Annotated in this window: 14 protein-coding genes and 1 pseudogene; 13 read left to right on the forward strand and 2 right to left on the reverse strand. The window is 33.4% G+C overall.

Annotated elements, in window-relative coordinates; all coding sequences use genetic code 11:
* The first annotated feature begins 605 nt into the window (after positions 1-605).
* The 11 genes from UMU13_RS09890 to UMU13_RS09940 all read left to right on the forward strand — a co-directional run bounded on the left by UMU13_RS09890 (position 606) and on the right by UMU13_RS09940 (position 18,197).
* The gene (locus UMU13_RS09890) at positions 606-1,046 is read left to right on the forward strand and encodes a SprT family zinc-dependent metalloprotease (RefSeq protein WP_328218795.1); all 441 of its coding nucleotides are present in this window, start codon (positions 606-608) and stop codon (positions 1,044-1,046) included.
* A gap of 14 nt (positions 1,047-1,060) precedes the next feature.
* Complete coding sequence (locus UMU13_RS09895) at positions 1,061-1,243, forward strand: hypothetical protein (RefSeq protein ID WP_328218797.1); 183 nt, start codon at positions 1,061-1,063, stop codon at positions 1,241-1,243.
* A complete protein-coding gene (locus tag UMU13_RS09900; protein ID WP_328218799.1) occupies positions 1,236-1,856 on the forward strand; it encodes a tyrosine-type recombinase/integrase in 621 nt (206 codons plus the stop codon). The genes UMU13_RS09895 and UMU13_RS09900 overlap by 8 nt, the downstream gene beginning before the upstream one ends.
* 110 nt (positions 1,857-1,966) lie before the next feature.
* Positions 1,967-3,151, forward strand: coding sequence for an IS110 family transposase (locus tag UMU13_RS09905; protein ID WP_328218801.1), 1,185 nt, complete (start codon positions 1,967-1,969; stop codon positions 3,149-3,151).
* 250 nt (positions 3,152-3,401) lie between these two features.
* Entirely contained in the window at positions 3,402-7,658 is a 4,257-nt protein-coding gene (locus tag UMU13_RS09910; protein ID WP_328218803.1) for a DUF6079 family protein, read from the forward strand.
* The gene (locus tag UMU13_RS09915; protein ID WP_328218805.1) at positions 7,648-10,140 is read left to right on the forward strand and encodes a DNA methyltransferase; all 2,493 of its coding nucleotides are present in this window, start codon (positions 7,648-7,650) and stop codon (positions 10,138-10,140) included. The genes UMU13_RS09910 and UMU13_RS09915 overlap by 11 nt, the downstream gene beginning before the upstream one ends.
* Before the next feature lie 22 nt (positions 10,141-10,162).
* On the forward strand, positions 10,163-13,030 hold the full coding sequence (locus UMU13_RS09920; RefSeq protein ID WP_328218807.1) for a DEAD/DEAH box helicase: 2,868 nt from the start codon (positions 10,163-10,165) through the stop codon (positions 13,028-13,030).
* On the forward strand, positions 13,031-14,476 hold the full coding sequence (locus tag UMU13_RS09925; RefSeq protein WP_328218809.1) for a PglZ domain-containing protein: 1,446 nt from the start codon (positions 13,031-13,033) through the stop codon (positions 14,474-14,476).
* Positions 14,473-15,183, forward strand: coding sequence for a hypothetical protein (locus UMU13_RS09930; RefSeq protein WP_328218811.1), 711 nt, complete (start codon positions 14,473-14,475; stop codon positions 15,181-15,183). The genes UMU13_RS09925 and UMU13_RS09930 overlap by 4 nt, the downstream gene beginning before the upstream one ends.
* Positions 15,184-15,972: 789 nt before the next feature.
* Positions 15,973-17,043, forward strand: coding sequence for an ADP-ribosylglycohydrolase family protein (locus tag UMU13_RS09935; RefSeq protein WP_328218813.1), 1,071 nt, complete (start codon positions 15,973-15,975; stop codon positions 17,041-17,043).
* 65 nt (positions 17,044-17,108) lie between these two features.
* On the forward strand, positions 17,109-18,197 hold the full coding sequence (locus tag UMU13_RS09940; protein ID WP_328218815.1) for a hypothetical protein: 1,089 nt from the start codon (positions 17,109-17,111) through the stop codon (positions 18,195-18,197).
* Between the two features lie 409 nt (positions 18,198-18,606).
* Here the strand turns inward: UMU13_RS09940 and UMU13_RS09945 are convergent, their stop codons facing one another.
* Both UMU13_RS09945 and UMU13_RS09950 read right to left on the reverse strand, forming a co-directional pair.
* A complete protein-coding gene (locus tag UMU13_RS09945; protein ID WP_328218817.1) occupies positions 18,607-19,353 on the reverse strand; it encodes a hypothetical protein in 747 nt (248 codons plus the stop codon).
* 79 nt (positions 19,354-19,432) lie between these two features.
* A pseudogene (locus UMU13_RS09950) lies at positions 19,433-19,576 on the reverse strand (integrase core domain-containing protein); the annotation flags it as partial.
* Positions 19,577-19,904: 328 nt separating this feature from the next.
* Here UMU13_RS09950 and UMU13_RS09955 point away from each other — a divergent pair.
* Both UMU13_RS09955 and UMU13_RS09960 read left to right on the forward strand, forming a co-directional pair.
* Complete coding sequence (locus UMU13_RS09955; RefSeq protein ID WP_328218819.1) at positions 19,905-20,645, forward strand: XRE family transcriptional regulator; 741 nt, start codon at positions 19,905-19,907, stop codon at positions 20,643-20,645.
* A 106-nt stretch (positions 20,646-20,751) separates the two neighbouring features.
* Entirely contained in the window at positions 20,752-21,072 is a 321-nt protein-coding gene (locus UMU13_RS09960) for a hypothetical protein (protein ID WP_328218820.1), read from the forward strand.
* Positions 21,073-21,090: the final 18 nt, after the last annotated feature.

Here is a 21,090-nt window from a genome sequence, read left to right on the forward strand (position 1 = left end):
CTTTCCCCCATGAAAAAACGGTGGAGATTATTCAAAAAGATACCGGTACGCATTTTGATCCTGATGTGGCGGAAGCGTTTATGGCGTTGGAAAAAGAGTTTGCCAGAATACGTGACGAGTTTGACGGTTAAGATATATATTTTTAATATTGTAGAAGTCGTAATGGTTTTAGAGGTTGTATAGGTCATTTGATTTGTAGGTCTGGATGAATTAAGCACACACGCATATTTGTATAGTATATTATATTATATTATTTGAAAGAGATCTCTCGACTTTGCATCTTTGTTTATAACATTCCAAAAATCAAAATGCCTGTAATTTTCGTATCTGAATAATTATTATTGAAATACGAAAAAAAGTACATCTAATTAAAAAATATTGTTATAATGACTAACTATATGATTTTAGTTATAATCATATAGATAAATTAATTCCGATTCAATCCCTGTATAATAAGTAATAAAAGCAAAATATCTGTCAAAAAACACTTGATTTTTTTGGCATTAAAGTATATTATTACAATATGTATTAATATTAATAAAGGTAAAAAATTGCAGGAAATTAGCAGTTATTTTAAACATGAAATTATTGAAAAAAGAGATGAATTGAATAGGTTAGCTCAATCAAAATTCGGTGTTGATATATCCAACCTGAAAATTTCATATAATCTAAAAGGTCAAAGAGCAGGAATAGTCAATCCTGCTAAAAAAGAGATCAGGTTAAACAAAGAACTCTGTTTAAAATATCCGGAAAAAATGACTAATGAAGTCTTGGTTCACGAAGTTGCACATTTTGTGACTTTTTCTATATCGCCTAATGCAAAGCCTCACGGTAAAGAGTGGAAATATGTAGCCAGGACTCTGGGGCTGGATAATCCGAAAACCACTCATAATATGCCCACAACAAAAGCAAGAAAAGTTAAAGGGTATTTTTATAAATGCGGGTGCAACACATATAAACTAAGCTCAATTAGACATAACCGCATTAAACGTAAAGAAGCTGAATATGCCTGCAAATACTGCGGGGAAAAACTTAGGAAAGCATAAAAGGAGAGTGTGCTATGAACAAAGATATTGCTTGTACAGACTGTGGCCAGAAAAAGAGTAATTATAAATTAAGGTACTTTACGCCTGAATTGGGTGATTTGGTGAATTCTGGTGAATTTGTCTGCGAAGAGTGTTTGGACAAAAGGATTAATAACAAAAGAAAAGAAGCTTTTAAATTGGTGACTGCCGGTGGCTAATATTCAAATTCCGGGTCTTCCTCAGTTAGCAGAAGAAGCAAGCAAGATAAAATATTTTGAAGAGGATGAACTTAATCGTCTGACTAAGGAATTTCAGGATTATTATGACAAGGCTAAAAAGAAAAAGAATGCCGGTAAATACTGGATCACATTTTTGTTTTTAAGATTCACCGGGGCGAGAATATCGGAAGTGTTAAACATAGATGACACAAAAGATATAGATTTCAGGAACAGCAGGGTAAAGCTGATAACACTGAAGAGGAAAAAGGGAAGAAAGATATATAGGACTGTCCCAGTACCTATCGAGGCTATAAACGAGCTTTTAAGATATCTTGCGATGTTTCCGGATATGAAAGGTGAAGTATTTAAACTAAGTCAGCCCAATTTCTACAAAAAAATGCAGGAAATTGGAAAAAGAGCAGAAATTGCTAAAGATAAGGTTCATCCACATGCATTAAGGCACACAAGGGCAATAGAACTAATAAATGCCGGTATGCCGTTGAATCATATTCAGGCACTGTTAGGCCATTCTTCAATATTAAATACTTCGGTATATTTGATAGTAACCGGCAAGGAACTGGAGACTATGATGAGGGAAAAGGGTTTGGTGTAGAATATCGATTTTAAAAACTTAATAAATTTATCAATAAATCAAAGCTCTCCTACGTTTTTTTTATGTTATGGTGGTTGCCACAAAGGTTATTAAGGATATATAAAATAAAAATGTTCAAGTATTTTATCGGTGTTGATGTATCAAAAGATAAGTTCAATTTTGCAGTTATCAATGGTGACCTTGAGAACATTGACAATGGCTGCATTGAAATGAACAGGACTGGATTCGAGGAGTTTAAATCCAAGCTAGATTTTTACCAGGATATCATAATTGCTATGGAATCCACCGGCAGTTATCACATAAACCTGTTGTCTTTTTTAGGTGCAAACAATTTCAAAACAGCTCTTGTTAATCCCGCTTTGATAAAAAAATTTTCTGAGGGCTCAAGCCTGAGAAAGACAAAAACGGATGAGCTTGATGCTGTTACAATTGGAAAGTTTATATTTAAAAATATCGAATATTTAGATCGCTTTGTTCCTTATTCGGTGGACGAGGTGACTGCATTGGCAAGGCTCAGGGAAAATATAGTAAAAGAGATAGCCAAAACAAAAACCCAACTCAAACAGAATTTGAATTTGGTATTTCCTGAGATTGTCAAAGAATGCAACATTTTCAATGATACAATTCTTAATATCCTTGAGGTATTCCCTACCCCTGAAAGTATAAGAAAGGCTCCGAAGTCTAAATTGAAAGGAGTGTTTAACAAAGCATCGAAGGGCAAGAAGGGCAGGAATCTTTCTTTGACTTATGATAGATTTAAAGAACTTGCCTTAGATTCCATAGGTATATCATCAGAAGGTTATGCAAAGATTGTGGAGCATAATATAAAAAGTCTTAAATTTCTTCAGAGCCAGCTTGAGGAGATTTCAAATGATTTTATAGATAAGATAAACGATTCCAAAAAAGATGATATGGAAATACTAAGTTCTATCAAAGGCATAGGAAATACCACAGCTGCTCATTTTATTGTAGAGGTAAGGGATATTAACAGATTTGAGAACAGGAATAAACTTTCTGCTTATGCAGGCATTGATCCCTCGTTCAAGGAGTCTGGTACTAGCGTAAATATCAAAGGGAAAGTAACCAAAAAGGGGAACAAATCCCTTCGGAGAGCGTTATATCTTATGGCCACTGGGGTTATGAAATTCAATGATTATTTCAGGGCATATTATTTGAAAAAGAAATCAGAGGGGATGTCACACCGGAAGGCTATGATCGCACTATGCAATAAGCTACTGAGAACCATATTTGCTTTACTTACAAGAAGAGAATTTTTCGTAATTAAATATAGTTGACTTATTTCTAAAGTTTCTAACAATTGGCTTTTATCAAAACAGAAATAGAATTAGCTAAAGTGCTATTTTAAGTTTTTATTTATGATGAAATAAATATGAAAGAAATAAATGTGTTGAATTGTACAAGTAAACTACAGTGGAAAAATTATTTTTGAAAAATCATCAACTTGCAGAGAATATATCCATTCGACTGGAAATCTATTGTCAGTTAAGTTACAATGTAATTGTTATTTTTCTCGGAGGAAATTATATGGCTAAAAATCAGAAAGAAAAGCTAAAAGACTTAAATTCTCTAATCTATCAGACTCAAAATATCACATATCATTTGCTTGCAATTATAGGCAGGGATAAGAAAAAGCAAGATAAGATTATTAATTATTTAACAGATAAAGGCTGGCAGGTAGTAGACATTGAAGCAGAGTTTAGCAAACTGAAAAAGGAATATGAAAACGAGATAAAAAATGAAGTTGATATGAGATCTAAGCTGAAAGAATGGTTTATGAAAATGCCGGATAAACTTATTCTTTTGCATGGTAGTATACTGTACTTAGATGATTTAACCAAGATTTCACCCATTGAGGCTTTCAAGTATAATACACGAGGTAAAAACTCAGTAGTAATGTTTTTGGATGATGAACAGAAGCTTGGTAACAGACTTTATTACGGAGAATTAGGTAATGAAAACCATTACGACAAAGAAATCAGAGATATTAATCTGGTACCCATCGAGGAAATTTCTGATGATTTCGAAAAGCACGAAGATACAATCAGAACACCAGATAAAAACCTTGAATATGATGTAGAAGATCTGCCTGATGATGCCATAGGGAGATATTTTAATTTTAAAACGATTAAAGATGTAGTCGATATTGATACACTTAAGACTAAAGATCGTAAAAAGCAGGTAGTCAGCAGCTATATCTTTTCAGATAAACTGGAAGAGCAGGTTTCAGAATTTTTTGATGACTTAGTCAAGCCTGTCCACAAAGCAAGAAACATCATTGGTAATTACGGGAGTGGTAAATCGCATTTGGTGGCAATGCTTACATCGATAGTCGAAAATCCGGAACTATCTGAATTTGTAAACAATAATAAGATTAAAGAACAATTAAAAACATATGACCGGAAATTCTATACGGTTTATTTTGAATTACAGTCAGGACCAGTGGAATTAAGAAGATGGTTTTTTGATAAATGTAAAAGCCAGCTTGCGGAGAAGTATGACATACATATTAAAGAGTTTGATTTTGAGAAAGATTATGATGATAAGAAAAATATCGAATATGTGATTGAAAAAATCAAAGAGAAAGACTCCGCTGCCGGCTTACTTGTAGCAATTGATGAAATCTCAGACTTTTTGTCCATGAAGAATAAAGAACCCATGAAACAGGACTTACAGTTTTTAAGAGTAGTCGGACAGGTAGCCCAGGAAAATGACATTATGTTTGTCGGTTCTATGCAGGAAGATATTTTCAGCAGTTCTATGTTTAAAGAAGCTGCATCTGAGATATCCCGTGTAAGGGAAAGATTTCAAAATATAATCATAGTTAAAGAGGATGTAGAAAAAGTAATATCAGAAAGGATAGTATCCAAAACAAACGAACAAAAACATCATCTTGAAGAAAAATTCAAGCCTTTTTTAAAGAAAATAGAAGATGTCGGCAATAATCTTAATAGCTATATAGACCTTTTTCCACTTACACCAACACTGATAGAAATGTTTAATTCCTTACCGTTTTTTGAAAAAAGAGGTGTGATCCAGTTTGCTGTATCTGAGATTAAGAAAAGTTTGGATAAGCCTTTCCCCTTCCTGCTTACTTTTGAGAAAATTTACGATATTATCTCCATAGACCCTAATAAAAAGAATCTACAGGAAGTATCAGACTATATCAGGGTTTCTTCCATACTTTTTGATAAGATCAAAAGCACTGTTGATAGAAAATATCAGGAAGATGCCATAAAAATTATAAAAGGTTTGGTTGTTTTATCTCTCAGGGATACTAATGAAGGTACAACAGCAAAAGAATTGGCAAATAAACTGATGCTTTTACCTCACATGGAGAGTCTTTCCTCAGAAGATTATGTAAGCTTGATAATCAAAAAAATACGTGAAGCTTCCGATGGTCAATATCTCAAGATGCGTGATGACAAATCCACTGGCTACAAATATATCACTCTTGACACGAAACTTGGCATAGATCCTGATGAAAAGATTCAGCAAAGAATTGATAGTGTTTCCGATGATGAAATGGAACAGGAACTTTTTAGACAGCTTGAGAGATTATTAGAACTGGATATTCATCGCTATAAGAATATACCAGACGTATTTGAGGATGAATGCGAGTGGAAGAGTAAAAAGTCTTTTAGAAAAGGTTATATATTATTCAATAAAAAAGAAAATATTCTGACACAAAATTTGGGAAAAAGAGATTACGAGATAGTTTTTACTTCACCGTACTGTGATGAAAATGTTTCCCCTGTTGGAGATAATCAGCTTCAAATAAAAATCTCAATAAAAAGCGGGGATAATGTACACATTTTGAGGAAAATAGCTGCGATCAGGCAGCTTTATAACTTAAACTTCCAAAAGACTATTATGGGAAAGAAATTAGATGAGGAAATAAATGGGCACAGAAAAGATGGTATCATCCATACTGGTTTTGCCCACAGACTGTCAAAAATTATCGTTAACTATGGAAGCTTTATCCTCAATGATGAAAATATCAATATCTCTCATTATTTAACAACAAAAGATGCAGGCCTTTATGAGACTTTGGAAGAAATAAAAACCAATCTTTTTGATCCACTGTTTAACAGTAAATATCCCTTGCATCCTAAGTACCCTTCTAATTTTTCATCTTTGAACATTGTAAAAACACTGGATAATCATCTTAACGAACTGCAAAAGGGCAATTTCAATAAACTGCAGCAAAATACTGTACAATTTCTCAGTTCATTAAAACTGCTTGATGAAAATAAATATCCCAGTATTTCAGAATCCCCTGTGGCAGAATTTATAATAAATACTATTAAAGACAAATCTGAACAGGCCGTTAAAATTGACGATGATATTGCCAGACCATTATCTGAAGGTGAATACGGTTTAGAGAAAGAGGTTGTTTACTTTATTCTGTCTTTAACAACAATACTGGGGAAAACAATCTTGCAGGCAAAAGGCGGTATATCAATAAATATCGATAATATTCAGGGTAAGCTGGGTTCATTAAGTACCTTTGAAAATATCCTTTATGTCAAGTTGGAGAAAAACCAGTCTTATGATACTGCAGCATTGATACTGAATGCTTTTGGAGGAAACGGAGATGAGATTTTAAATGATAAAACAAGGATGCGTGCTTTTAAAGATTACAAGGAAAAAGTCGCAGAAGTATTAAACAGTATCAAAAATATCCATGAAATTTATGACAAATTACAAAACAGGTTTGATTCTTATATTAATCTTGAAGATGTCAGCAATGAGATAGAATCAATCAACGAAATAAAATGGGAAGAATTCGATCTGGCTAATGTAACTCAATTCTATAAGCTAAAATCATATGAGAGAGACATTGCAAAAGTAAAGAATCTGATTAAAAAAATAGAAGATGTCGAAAGCGCACTGAATGAATATTTACAGATAAAACCCGATATCGAATATGTTCATAAGGCTAACGATTTGATTGAACAGAACAAATTTATTGTTACAAACACACAGAAAAGAAACAAAATAATGGAGTTATATGACAATATCATCAGTGAATGCGGTGATTTTGCGTCGTTTATGGACATAGTCACAAGAAATGCTGTTAAAGGTAAAATCGACCAGTTCAAATCTATCTACAAAAAAGATATCTACTATCCGGCACATGAGAAATATGTGGGTTCTAAGGTTGACTGGAAATCCCTGAAAGACCTTTTATATAATGAAACTTTCAAAAGATTGAATTTACTCAGCAGAGTTAAGTTTATCAACGATGTAAAACTTAATCAACTGACCTCAAAAGTCCGGGAGTTGACAGGAGTTGAGTGCAAAAACAAAGGACTTTTTGATGAACTGGACTCACACATATTTTGTCAGAAATGCTTTTTCCCGAAGGACGATATAAATTACTCATCGATATTATCTGAGATAAATAATATCGGAGATGAATTTGAGAAACTTTTGGAACAATATGAAAAAAATACGCTAAAGCATATCAGAGAATATAGAGATAATGTGAAATTTCTTGACAAAGACAGTGAAAAACAGCTTATCAACGATATCCTAAAAAATGAAAAACTTCCGGATACTTTGGATACTGACACTGTTAACACTATAAATAAATTATTCCGTGAAATCTCAGTAGTGGATATAAAAGAAGATGATTTTAAAAATAAGATTTTCCCCGGTGAAGAGATGTTTACTGTGGAAGAAATAGAAGAAAATTTTAATAAATTTTTATCCGATTTACTGGCAGGAAAAGACAAAGCAAATATTCGTATAAAATTGGAGAGTGGCAATGAAGATTGATAAACCTTTGAGAGAATATTTGGATGAAATAAAAAAAATAGAGGGTTACCCACATGGCAGAGATGAGGATATTTTGGAGTTATCTGATCCGCCATATTATACAGCCTGCCCCAATCCCTATATCAATAAATTTATTGAAGAATACGGCACTCCGTATGATGAAGAAACCGATAATTATCACAGAGAACCTTTTGTGGGGGATGTAAGTGAAGGGAAAAACGACCCCATCTATAATGCACACACATATCATACAAAAGTGCCTTATAAGGCTATAATGAAATATATCGAACATTATACCGATGAAGGGGACATAGTATTTGACGGATTTTGCGGCACAGGTATGACCGGAGTAGGTGCCCAAAAGCTGGGCAGAAAAGCTATTTTGTCTGATTTGTCACCTGCTGCCACCTTTATAGCATATAATTACAACACACCTGTAAATGTAGAAGAATTTGAAAGTGAAGCAAAAAGAATCCTGGAAGAAGTGGAGGAAGAATGTGGCTGGATGTATGAGACAGATCATTATAAAGATGAAAAATACGATGATGGCGGAAAGCATTTAGGTTCAGGTAAGATAAATTATACCGTATGGTCTGATGTGTTTTTATGTCCTTACTGCGGCGGTGAAATAGTATTCTGGGATGCTGCAGTAGATAAAGAAAATGGCAAGGTGCTGAAAAATTTTGAATGCCCCTCATGTAGTGCAGAAATAACAAAAAACGAGTGTGAAAGATCATGTATAAAATTTTATGACCATGTTATAGGAAAAGAAGTGACACAGGCAAAACAAATACCTGTAATGATTAATTACTCATATGACGGGAGGAGATATGAGAAGACTCCTGATGAAAATGATTTCACCTTAATTGATAAAATAAATAGTATGGATATCCCGTATTGGTTTCCAACAAATGAAATGATGAACAAGGGGAGTAAATGGGGGGACACTTGGCGTAAAGGGGTACATTATGGAATAACTCATGTTCATCATTTTTATACTAAAAGGAATTTATGGATACTCGCTTGTTTAAAAGATAAATGTCAACCACCGTTAGCAAAATTGCTTTTTAATTCTCAGCTTATAAATATTAGCAAATTAAACAGAAGTAGACCAAGTGTAAGCTTCCCATATAACCCTTTAAGTGGGACACTTTATATTTCATCTCAAATATCAGAATCTAATGTTTTAATAGCATATTATAATAAAATAAAAAGAATTGTAAATGCAGCCAGAAATATACCTGACTCTTATAATATAATTTCTACTAATAGCTTAATTGAAAATAATATCAACAACCTAACAGTTGACTATATTTTCACTGATCCACCTTTTGGCGATAACCTAATGTATTCCGAGTTAAACTTTCTTTGGGAAGCATGGCTGAAAGTTTTCACAAACAACGAATCAGAAGCAATTGTAAATAAAAGCCAGGGTAAATCTTTGGTTGAATATTCCGAACTTATGCTAAAATCCTTTCAGGAGTACTATAGAGTACTGAAACCTAAAAGGTGGATTACTGTAGTATTTCATAACTCAAAATCATCCGTATGGAATGCAATACAGGAAGCCATGATAAAAGCAGGATTTGTAATAGCCAATGTCAGTATTCTGGATAAACAGCAAGGGTCTTTTAAACAGGTAACCTCAACAGGAGCAGTGAAAAATGACCTTGTGATTTCCGCTTATAAACCGCCTAAGGGTTTTGAGAAACAATTCCTGGAAAATGCCGGAGAGGGTATGGAGGAAGACTTTATCAGGATGCAGCTGAATAATCTCACACCCACACCAAACATTGAGAGGACGGAAAAGATGCTGTATTCCAAAATGCTTTCATATTATCTGAGGCATGGATATATAGTCAGGTATGACTCAAGAGATTTTTATTCAATGCTGAAAGAAACATTTTATGAAGAGGATGGATACTGGTTTGCAAACAGAGATCAGCTGGAAAAATACATGGAATACAAAAAGAAGATGAAATTAGACGGTATTGTTGATAGTGCCTATGCTGCCGAAAAACTTTTAGTATATGATGAAAAAACTGCTATTATATGGCTTAATAACTTTCTTGAAGAACCAAAAGATTACAGCACTATATACACTTATTTCACAAAAGTCGCAAATATATCGGATGATGATATACCGGAACTGAAAGATATCCTGGAAAACAATTTTATTCCCGAGAACGATAAATACAGAAGACCATCGACTGAAGGTGAAGAGTTAAGAGTGAGACAAAAACGAGAAAAGGAACTTATGAGGGATTTTAACTCATTATTTTTCGATGCCCAAAGTTCCAGGAAAAAAATTAAATCCTGCAGAAACGAGGCGCTTGTTTTCGGCTTTCAGACACTTTATCAGAAGGGCAACTTTGATGACATTCTTACGGTAGCCAAAAAGCTGGATAAAAGAATATTGGAAAGGAATTCTGAAATAAGAGATTTTATAGAGATAGCAGAAATCAAAACAGGTAACATCTAATTTTGTAAAAAAGGCATTTTGAATGAATGTTGGTGACGAAGTTAAAAGCAGACTATATCAGGATAAAGGTATAGCCATTGTAATCGGTTTTGATGAAATTTTCGGAGAAAAGCATGTAGAGTTACTTTTTGGTGATGGAAGCAGAATTACCACTAAGTATGATGATATCATCCAGAAAAAAGACACATTGACTCTCTTATCTGAAAAACAGTTTGAAAATCCTTTAATCTTCATGGTCAATAATCTACTTTTGAAAATTGAAGAGAACTTATCTGAAGACAAAGTAGTAACTTCGGCAAATTTTAAGATAAAACCCCTGCCACACCAGCTTTTAGTCACAAACTTTGTAATAAATAAATTAAATCCAAGATGCTTAATTGCAGATGAAGTGGGTCTGGGAAAGACTATTGAAGCAGCCCTCGTGTATGAAGAACTGAAACTGAGAGGATTTATAAACAGGACATTAATTGTCGTACCGTCAGGGCTTATTACACAGTGGCATGAAGAACTTTCCAATAAATTTAATGAACAGTTCGTAATCTACTCCAAAGAGTATGTAAGGGCATTAAAACAAAGCTATGGTGAAGAAACAAATGTTTGGACTCTTCACGACAATATTATTGCTTCTATAGATTCAGTAAAGCCGTTAAAAATCCATGAAAAATTATCAAAAGAAGAGAAAAAAAGACGTGAGTGGCATAATAGACATATATATGAAGATATTGGTAACGCTGATTTTGACATAGTAATCATAGATGAAGCCCACAAATTAAGTAAAAAAGAAAAAGGCGATGAGACTGCAAGATACAAGGTAGGTAAATCCCTAAGTGAGAGAATTCCTATTATGCTTCTTTTAACGGCTACACCCCACCAGGGGGATGCCGGATTATTTTTAAATCTGTTACGGCTTATAGACCCCTTTTTATTTATAAACGAAAAGTCACTTATTCCGGAAATTATTAATGAAGTGGCTGTAAGAAATAAGAAACGTGCAGCTGTTGATTTTGACGGGAACCGAATATTCAAGGATCGCATTACCTCTATTATAGAAATTAAAAGGAATGAAAATAAAAATAGGGACGAAATAGAACTGTATAACAAGGTAACGGAATATACACAAACGTATTACAACATTGCTAAAGAAGAAGGTAACAAAGCTTATATACTTTTAGTGATATTATATCAGCGGATAGTGTCTTCAAGCAGTTTTGCTGTATTAGCTTCTCTCAAAAGGAGACTAAATTTTCTGGAAAATTATAATGAAAGGGTTGCTGAAATACAAAATCACTATAACAATGAAGAATTTGATGAGTTTGAATACAGCGATGAAGCTGACAGTAAAATACTGGAGATAGAACCTTTAAATGAAAAATACCTGGAAGTGGAAAAAAGATTTATAAAAGAATGTATAGCACTTGCTGAAAGAGTAACCCGGAATTTTTCGGATGTGAAGTTTGAGTACCTGCTGGAAACAGTAAATGAAATTTGCAGACGTGAGGGTAAGGCTGACCTGAAATTCATAATTTTTACAGAGTTTAAAGCGACACAGGAAGCAATAATCAAATATCTTGATAAACTGGGTTATTCTTGTGCATTATTGCACGGCGGACTATCCAGAGAAGAGAGAATTAATCAGATAGAAGATTTTAGAGAAAATAGTCAATTCCTTGTTTCAACAGATGCCGGTGGTGAAGGGATAAATCTGCAGTTCTGTTACTGTATGATAAATTTTGACTTGCCCTGGAATCCGGCAAGACTGGAACAAAGAATCGGTAGAATTGACAGGATCGGACAGGAAAAGGATGTCCGCATATTTAACTTTCAGCTTAAAGGTACAGTTGAGGACAGAGTGAGGGAAATTCTTGAAACTAAACTGGAGTTGATAAAAACCCAATATGGAGATGATAAGTATTCCGATGTTTTAAGTCTTTTGGAAGATGAATTTTCATTTGATAAAATATACGTGGATGCTTTTAATAAACTTGAAGCACTTGAGAAAGAAATCAACATAAAAGCAGAAGAGATATACAACAGGGCAAATGAAATTCTTAAGAATGATGAATTAATGCTGCCTTTTTCTAATTTTGAAGAGAATGCTGAGGACCTGCTAAATAACCGTTTACAGTTTCTTGTAAAACAGCTTGTTTTCGACTATTTGAAATACAGGAAGATTGACATCAACAAGTATAAAGAATACGAAGATATGTATTTTTTTCACAACCCTTTTCCTCAGCTGAAAAATCTGCCAAATATTTTCAGAAAGGTTGCTTTTAAGCCTGATATAGCGATTGAGAACCAAAAAGCTGAGATAATAAATATAAAACACCCCATAATAAATCTTATAAAAAATGAAATCAGACGTGATTCATTAGGTAAAGTTTCAGCATTAAAAGTTCGCATTAACAAGTTTGAAGGTATATCCGGGGTATGGTTTGTCTTTAAGTTAAATATCGGAAACAATGTGAAGAGTAAGACTTTCAATATTTCCGTATTCATGGAAGATGATGAGTTTTATAATTGGAGAATAAGCAGGTATTTGGATGAGAATGTAATAGAAAAATATGAACCTCTTCGCAAAATCACGAGTGATTATGATTTTCACAAGATGTATGCTAAAGCCAATGAAGAGGCAGACGCTAAAGCTGAAGAAATCTTTATATCAATAAAGAATGAATGGATGGAAGGTATTGAGAAATATGAAAGAAAACTTTTCGATTATTACCAGTTTAAGCGTAACAGCATTACTGAGGTTGCTATTTCGAACATACGGGAAAGTAGGCTGAGAAGTATTACCAAAGAAAAGGAAAATCAACTTTTAAGTCTTGAGAAACAGAAAAACATCATTCCTAAAATTCAGCTGTCTCAGGCCGCTTTTTTGGAGTTTGAATAGGTGAAGTTTATAGATCAATATATACAAAAGCTTGATCTGGATAAACCTTATAAAAAGGTCATTGTTGACCGTTTTTATTTTATACATGATGATGATATTCAAGATTTTCTCGGCATAAACAATATCGATTATGAAATTGCAGACACTTATGATGATATAGTCCTTTTATCCAAAGAAAATCCTAATGTATTTTTAAGATCTGAAAACCTGTTAAAGAATGAGACAGTTCAATTAATTTCTAAAAGATTTAATGTAAACTTTTATAATGAAAACAGCCTGCCTTTTGTTATAGAGAACAGCCTTTTAAATACTCGGTCTTTGGAAAACATAAGAAAGGTTATCAAATACAACTTTTATAAAAAAATCGAGTATAGTTTTATTAATAAAGGTAATTTCGATTTAATATTAAAAGAAAGCAGGAAGTCCGATCTCCTTTATGAGAAAAATCAGCTGTCCGGCAGAATACGAAGGTTATCGTCTAATTTAAGTAATTACGATGACATTATAAAAGTCGGAGAAATGTACGGTAAGCTTAACTATTTATCGTATATTTTGGATTCAGATATTGACAGAGAGTTAGTTGCAGAAATGGATGAGGGTGTCAAAAATTTTATACTTCAAGGGGGTATAAAAGATGCTTTTTATTCGTCTGTAAATAACCTTAAAACAGTAAATAAAATTACCGGCTACATAGATAAGAATCAACCTGAAAAATTTGCATTAATCTGTTTTGACGGGATGGGTGTTTCTGAATGGGAGTTACTGAAAAGTTTTCTATCACAATATAATATCAGTACAAATGAAAGGTATCTATTTTCTTTGATACCCACAACGACAAAAATTTCCAGAACATCAATTTTTTCCGGTCAATATGAAGCTGTCTATGGAAATAAAAAAATTGATGAAAACAGAGAATTTGAACGGCAATTCCCAGAACTATCTACAAAGTCATTTTCGGAAGGTGAAATAAAATCTGGAGATGACTTAATCGGAATAGAGGGCGTAAAATTAATATATAACGTTTTTGATGAATGTGCCCATGGTGCAGTTATTAATCCAAATAACAAAAGCAAAACCGGTTTTTTCAAAATGGCAGAAGACTACCTTTTAAACTCCACTATTTTTAAAGAGATAAACATATTGAAAGCATGTGGTTATATAATTTACATCTGTTCTGATCATGGAACTGTTGTGGCTGAGGGTAATGGAGATAAAGTAGAGAAGTATTTGATAGAAGAAAGCTGTAAAAGAGGTGTTATTGTTTCTGAAACAAGTTTACTGAAAAACTATGATTTGGATAAATACGATATACCTTTTATAAAAGGAAAATATGCATTATTGTCCACAAACAGACATTCCTTTTCATATAAGGGAAAACTTGATATAACTCACGGCGGAATAACGGTGGAAGAATTAATTGTTCCTTTTGCGGAGGTTGAGAATTGATAGGTTTCGACAGACCCATTAAACCCGAATGGATATACAATATTTTAAAAGAAATAAAAGTGGGCACCAATCCTACCGAATACAATAAAGTTTTTGAGGATGTTGCGAAGGAATTAACCGGCAAAGAGGGCAAGAGAAAGGCAAGAACGGTTATTTTCAGAAGCTTTCTTTATTCATTTCAGGAAAAAAGGGCGCCCATTGAGAATAATATTTTCTTAGATTGGGTGAAGCAATACAGTGAACATAAATTGCGCCCATTGTTCCTTGCGAAGCTGATGATGGATCATGAGGTTTTGAGGTTTATTACCAAAAAGATGCAAATAAGTTATGATTCTCAAGGGTATTTATCTTCAACGGTGCTAACGAAAAAAATGCAATCCGAACATGGAGACAGAGATGTTGTAAAAAGGTCTGTAAGATCATTTCTGAAAACACTCTGTCATTTTGGTATAATTGAAGAAATACAGAGGCAGCGGTTTAACCATCTTAACAAAGTCAGGCTTTCAGAAGAACAGACAAAGAACTTCCTCCTTTTGTACTCCAAATGCTACCTGAAATCCGAATATCTCGATTTAAATAATGTTGATAGTAATTTGACTTACTTTTTTGAAATGCCGGACTTGTTAAAAGTCGCTAATATTTATAATAACAAATGCTGGAGTTATATCCGGGATCATACACGTGCAGTTTTGATGATGAAGGGATGACAAGATTTTCCTGTGATATAATAATCAGTAAACATTTATAGTATTAGACCTTTGCACAAGAAAAAATAAAAACATTGTAAGTTAATATATTTTATCTCTACTGTTATGATAGTATGTACAATGTATTAAAGATAAAAGAGTTGTTATGGAAAAGTAGATAGAACCCACAGTATTAGATTCAATGTTAGAGTTTAAAGCTAATGAGCAAACTTATCTTGATAAAATTGATTCCCTGCATGGCATATAACATGTTTTGCTGATAATATCGCTTAAAAAAGTGGAAGTTATAAAAAATAGTGAGATAGCACCTGGATTCTTCTAAAAGATTTATTTTCGGGTATATAGTTTTAATAATGCTTCAAAAAGATAATTATCCGATTTTTTCTTGAAATCAAATCTTCCATAGGTTATAAATAATTCTCTGTAGCCTATTGTGGGGGAGCGTTTTATTTTTTTGTGTCACTCTGTTATAAAATAACAATGCGGAGTGACATATGAGTAAGAAAGAAGAATTCCATTTTAACAAAGCACTAGAAGAAGTAAAGAAAGATGCCAAGATTGATGGAGAAGACGGAGTATTGGCATCCTTGATTAAGCAATTGATATAAGTATCTTTAGACGTAAGCTTCCCTTAAAAGCGGACATTTCAAAATCAGCTAATATTTGTAATTAGATGATACCACTAGTCATTTGCTAAAATGAATAATACATAAGTTTCCTTAAAATATCATATTGATATATTTCAACAAAATGAAGTAATATATTTAAAATTATTCAATAGGGTTGCATATGGTGGATAAATTACCATTAGAAAACTATATCGGATGTTTATTGGGTGGAGCAGTTGGTGATGCTTTGGGTGCTCCGATTGAATTTGATACTTGGGAGGAAATCAAGTCAAGATATGGGGTTAAAGGCGTAACCGGATATGTTGAATTTGAAGACGGACATGGAGAATTTACAGATGATACACAGATGACTCTTTTTACCGCTGAAGCTATGCTCAGAACATTATACAGAGCCAATTCTCGTGGAATATGGGGTGCAATAAATACAATATGCTTTCATTGCTACTGCAACTGGCTCAAAACTCAAGGATATGACAAACCCAATACAAAATTTCAAGACAGTTGGTTATTGCAAGTTGATGGTTTATACAAAAGAAGAGCTCCCGGTAACACTTGCCTTACTGCACTTTTAGAAACTGAAGATTACAAACCGGGGACTATATTAAATAACAGTAAAGGCTGTGGCGGTGTTATGAGAGCTGCACCAGTTGGCTTGGTTTTTTATAAAGATCTGGAGTTTGCATTTGAAAATGGTGTCATTGCAGCACAAATAACGCACGGTCATCCAAGCGGATACCTGTCAGCCGGTTTTTTTGCAGCTTTAATTGCAGCATTGAACTCAGGGGTGAGTATCGAGAAGGCTGTAAAGGAGTGCATGGCAATACTAAAAACACAAGAAGATTCTGAAGAATGCTTATCAGCTTTAAACAAGGCAATCAAACTATCTGAAACGAAAGAACCGTCAGCTGAAAATATTGAAACACTTGGAGGTGGCTGGGTTGGTGAAGAAGCTATTGCAATAAGTTTATATTGTTCTCTGTATTATAAAGATAATTTTGAAAAAGGTTTAATTTCATCAATAAATCATAGCGGCGATAGTGACAGTACCGGCTCTATAAGTGGGAATATTTTAGGCTTGATTCACGGTGAAGCAGCTATCCCCAAAGTTTGGGCTGAAAATTTATATCTGAAAGATGTGGTAATAAGAATGGCAGAAGACCTTTATATAGGTTTTGAAGATGATGGAACCGGAATGGGCAGTGAAAGATGGTTTGAAAGGTATGGTACATAATTTTGATAATCCAATATATAGCTGAGTTATTGTTTTACCGAGTAAGTATTTAAAGGAACTAATCGATGCCAACCGACTTATCAAACATAATGAGCAAAATCAAAAAGCACATTTTCAACAAATACCCCCGATATTTCAATAATCTCGACGAAGCCGAAATTTTGTATTTAGACAAAAAGATGGTGAATAACACTCTTTCCCAATTGGATATTACTTTGCCGGATTTGCTTGATTTTGAGCATAAAGAGCTTGTTGTGATGCCACCTTCGGAAAATATGCTTTATCTTATGTATTCGCCCTCATATGAAGAAATGGATGAAGAGCACGGGCAGCAGTTTGAGCAAGACATGGAAAAAGAGCTTGAGCATTTTGCAAAAGATTTTAATCTGACTGAGGAAAAACGGGCAGATCTTAGAAACAACTTAATCAAAACAATAGGGCAGGGAACTTATTACTTGTATCACTTTAATCGTTCTTTAATGGAAAACCGGAAGTTGAAATTTAACACTTTTGAGTATTATCCTGCCACTGAGGAATTTAGGTATATCTTCGGTTCTGAGTTCAGTATTGTAGATTTGACTATAAAAGAGAACAAAATCAAACCTGAACTTGACATTAGAAAATTTGCATTCTCGAAATATGCTCTCGAAAACATAATTAAAGATTCAAATGTAACCATATTTATTAAAAATAATGCAAAGAGTGGTGATCCTTTTTTCCCGGAAGGATATGTTGAAACTATTACCAATGATATGCCGGCTAAGTTGTTTGCAGAAATCCAGAGACATATGAAAGAGTCCACGCATGATCTATTTTTTCCCAATGCTATAATTAATACAAAAATATTTTTGAAAGTTGAGGAAACTCAAAAATTGACAGCAAAAGAGCATAACAGGCTTGAAAAAACAAAACACAAAAAGCCGTATCTTATGCCTCAGAGCATTAAACATATTATTGATATAGATATGTTTAACAAGACGGTTATTGACAAAGCAAACAGGTTGAGTGGAACCGGCAGTCAAAAATCTCCCCATTACCGGCGTGGACATATCAGGCGATTGCAATCCGGCAAGCTGACTTTTGTACGCCCTTCATTTGTCGGGGCAAAGAAAGAGTATAATATAGGAAAGAAAATATACAGGCTGAAAACCTGATTAATTTTAGAAAATGTTCTGGTTTTCCTTACCGGAACGCTGGCTCAATTTGACCCGGAATACTCAGTAAAGAGAGCCATTTTTAAAATCTTTAGTCAATAAGTATAACGTTTGCATAAGGGGCGACGAGATTGCGTGGCTATAAATTTTTAAAAACCAATGACTATAGTGCACAGTACAAAGCTTTGAAATACCACCGAGTTTTTGCCGTCCTTTGATGTGATTGTTAGATTAAAACTTCAGTCAAATTACTCTATAACACTTATCTGTTGAATTAAGCTCATATATCTTTTTAAAGGTTCGCATTTTGTAGATTCACCAATATCATTCATCTGCTGAAGGATGTGAGGTTAGCAATAAACCAAATGTCAAGAAAAGACTTGCCTCTTTGGTTCTAATGATTATTTTTTCAAAACATTATATTTTTTTCTGTCCATTTTCCATTGTCAAAACTTGAAAATATAGCAGCATCCAGGAGACAAGGATAAATTTCTGCCTTATCGCAGAGTTTCTGGATTCCGTCTGACACAAAGTGATAGTAACCCTTATCTCCTAATGGAGAAGAACTTAATGTAACTGGAAATCCAAATTTGTTTAACCAATTAGTAATTCTAGAGTCTATTGGAATTTCATATTTGGTTAATCCGAGAGTCTGAAGGAAATTTCTTGATTGTTTTGGTCCAAACCCTTTAAATTTTTCTGCCAAACTGTCGGCTACAATTCTTTCTTCTGTTTTTGAATCTTTTTCAATTAGAGAATTGAGTTTATTGATTATTGTCCACTTTTCTTTTTTAAGCCTGTCAAAATTTGAATCAAAATAAAAACTTATCCTGTTAATATACCTTTTTAGTCCATTGTTTTGCAGAATCTCTTTAATGTATTTTTTAGTATCATTAATATATTCAAGCTTGTTCATTGTTATTGGAAAAGGTTCTTTTTGGAGAAATTGTCCAACTATTGAATTCGGTCCAGATCGTTGTTGGGAAGTTAAAAGGCAAATTATCATTGCCTTAATGATTTGGTCTTTGTTAATTACAATGTTTTGCTTTTCTATATTTCTTTTTCTTCTAACCTGAACAAATGGATTTTCATTTTTGGCCAGAAAATTTTTTACTGTTAGAATATCTGATTCTGTTATGTTCCATGATATGTCCATGATCTATTCTCCTTTTGTTGATGTGCGTATATTATTTATTGTTTTGACTGCGTATCCTTCCCCTTTAAGGAGACAGTTTTTAGTTAGAAAATTCTGTTTTTTTCGTCATATACTCAGCTGGTGTTAAATCGTCAATAGAATCATGTGGCCGTTTCTCGTTATAATCTATCATCCACCAGTAAGTCATTTCTCTTACTTCTTCAATATTGTTAAACAAATATAAATATGATAATAAAATTTATAAAGATAAAAAATCGATCAAGCAACTCAAAAAAAGTTGTGGCTATCAATCAAACAAGATCCAGTCGTTTTTATATCCCTGAAGATTTTCATATATCATTTCAGCCGCTTCTGGCTGTGATACATCGTATCTTTTCATAACATATTTTATATCTGAAGATAAAATCTCAGTGTAATCTTCACCATGTTTTTGTTTATATATTTCCTTTAATAGATCTATCAAATAAATGTCCACAATTTTTTATAAAGATTCTTAATCATTTTTATAAGTTTTTGTTGCACCCAATTAACCAATCGGTTATCATTAAAACATGATAAAATATGACAACCTACAAGACAAACTTAAGAAAGCTATGAAAAAAGCTGGACTAAGCGTCTCCAAACTCGCCGAAAAAGCTGGTATCCATCAAGTGTCTCTTTCAAGAATACTCAACGGACATAGGAAGCTGAATAATCTGGATACGTTATATAAATTATCGAAAGCACTTGGTGTAAGCCTTGATTATTTTTTCACTAATTCTGATATTGCAGAAAATCCGGAAACATTTGCTGAAGATATGGGTATAGATATATTTTACGGAGATAAAAAAGAATTAAATGACAAATACCCTGATCATATAAAAATACCTCTTGTCCGAAGCAAAGCTGCTGCAACTCCTGCAATTATCGAAATTTCTTCAGATGAAGTTGACGGATGGGTATGTATTAGTGCCGAGAATGTTCCGAAAAATATATCTGAGCGGTGTTTTGCATTTAGAGTTAAAGGCGATAGTATGGAGCCAATGTTAAGGGAAAATGATTTAGTAGCAGTACTCCCTTATAGTGAACCACCGGCATTGGATACAATAATCCCTTCAAATGTATACTTGGTAAAAATATCAGACGGTTTTGGCGGATATGGACTGACACTAAAGCATATTCACCAGATTGATGACAGGACAGTGGAGCTTGTGTCTGATAACAAAAAATATCCTAATAAGGAAATTGATATCTCAGAACCGGACAATTTTCAGATCATGGGAAGGGTGATCTGGATGTGGCGGGAGATGTAAGTCTTTAGTTTTACACTGTAGTTATTTAACATCTTTATATGCATAGAAAATCTATGCATAAATAAAAAAACTTAACTTTTAGGTGCTAATTTATTGGGGTTTTAGAATGCTTAAAAAATCCATATTTTTTATAGTAGGGTTATTTTTTCTTATGTCTTTCAATTCTTTTGCAAAAGATAATAAAACTCCTGAATATTACTGTGATGATAAGGAAACTATAATGGAATATGAAGCATTGATACAAAAGTATCCAAATGATCCTAATGCCCACGCATTACATGCATTATGGCTTGGTTTGTGTATTAAGACCAATAGAGGAGATTTAACAATTCCTGAAGCAAACGCAATTTTTGATGATATAAGAAGTAAAATTATTGGCGAAATGAAAGAGGAAAAAAAGAAAAAGGAAGAAAGTGAAAGCCTTTGATCAAAACAACAGACTTGG

Origin of the sequence: Flexistipes sp. (genome assembly GCF_036172515.1) — a bacterium.
Lineage (GTDB): Bacteria > Chrysiogenota > Deferribacteres > Deferribacterales > Flexistipitaceae > Flexistipes.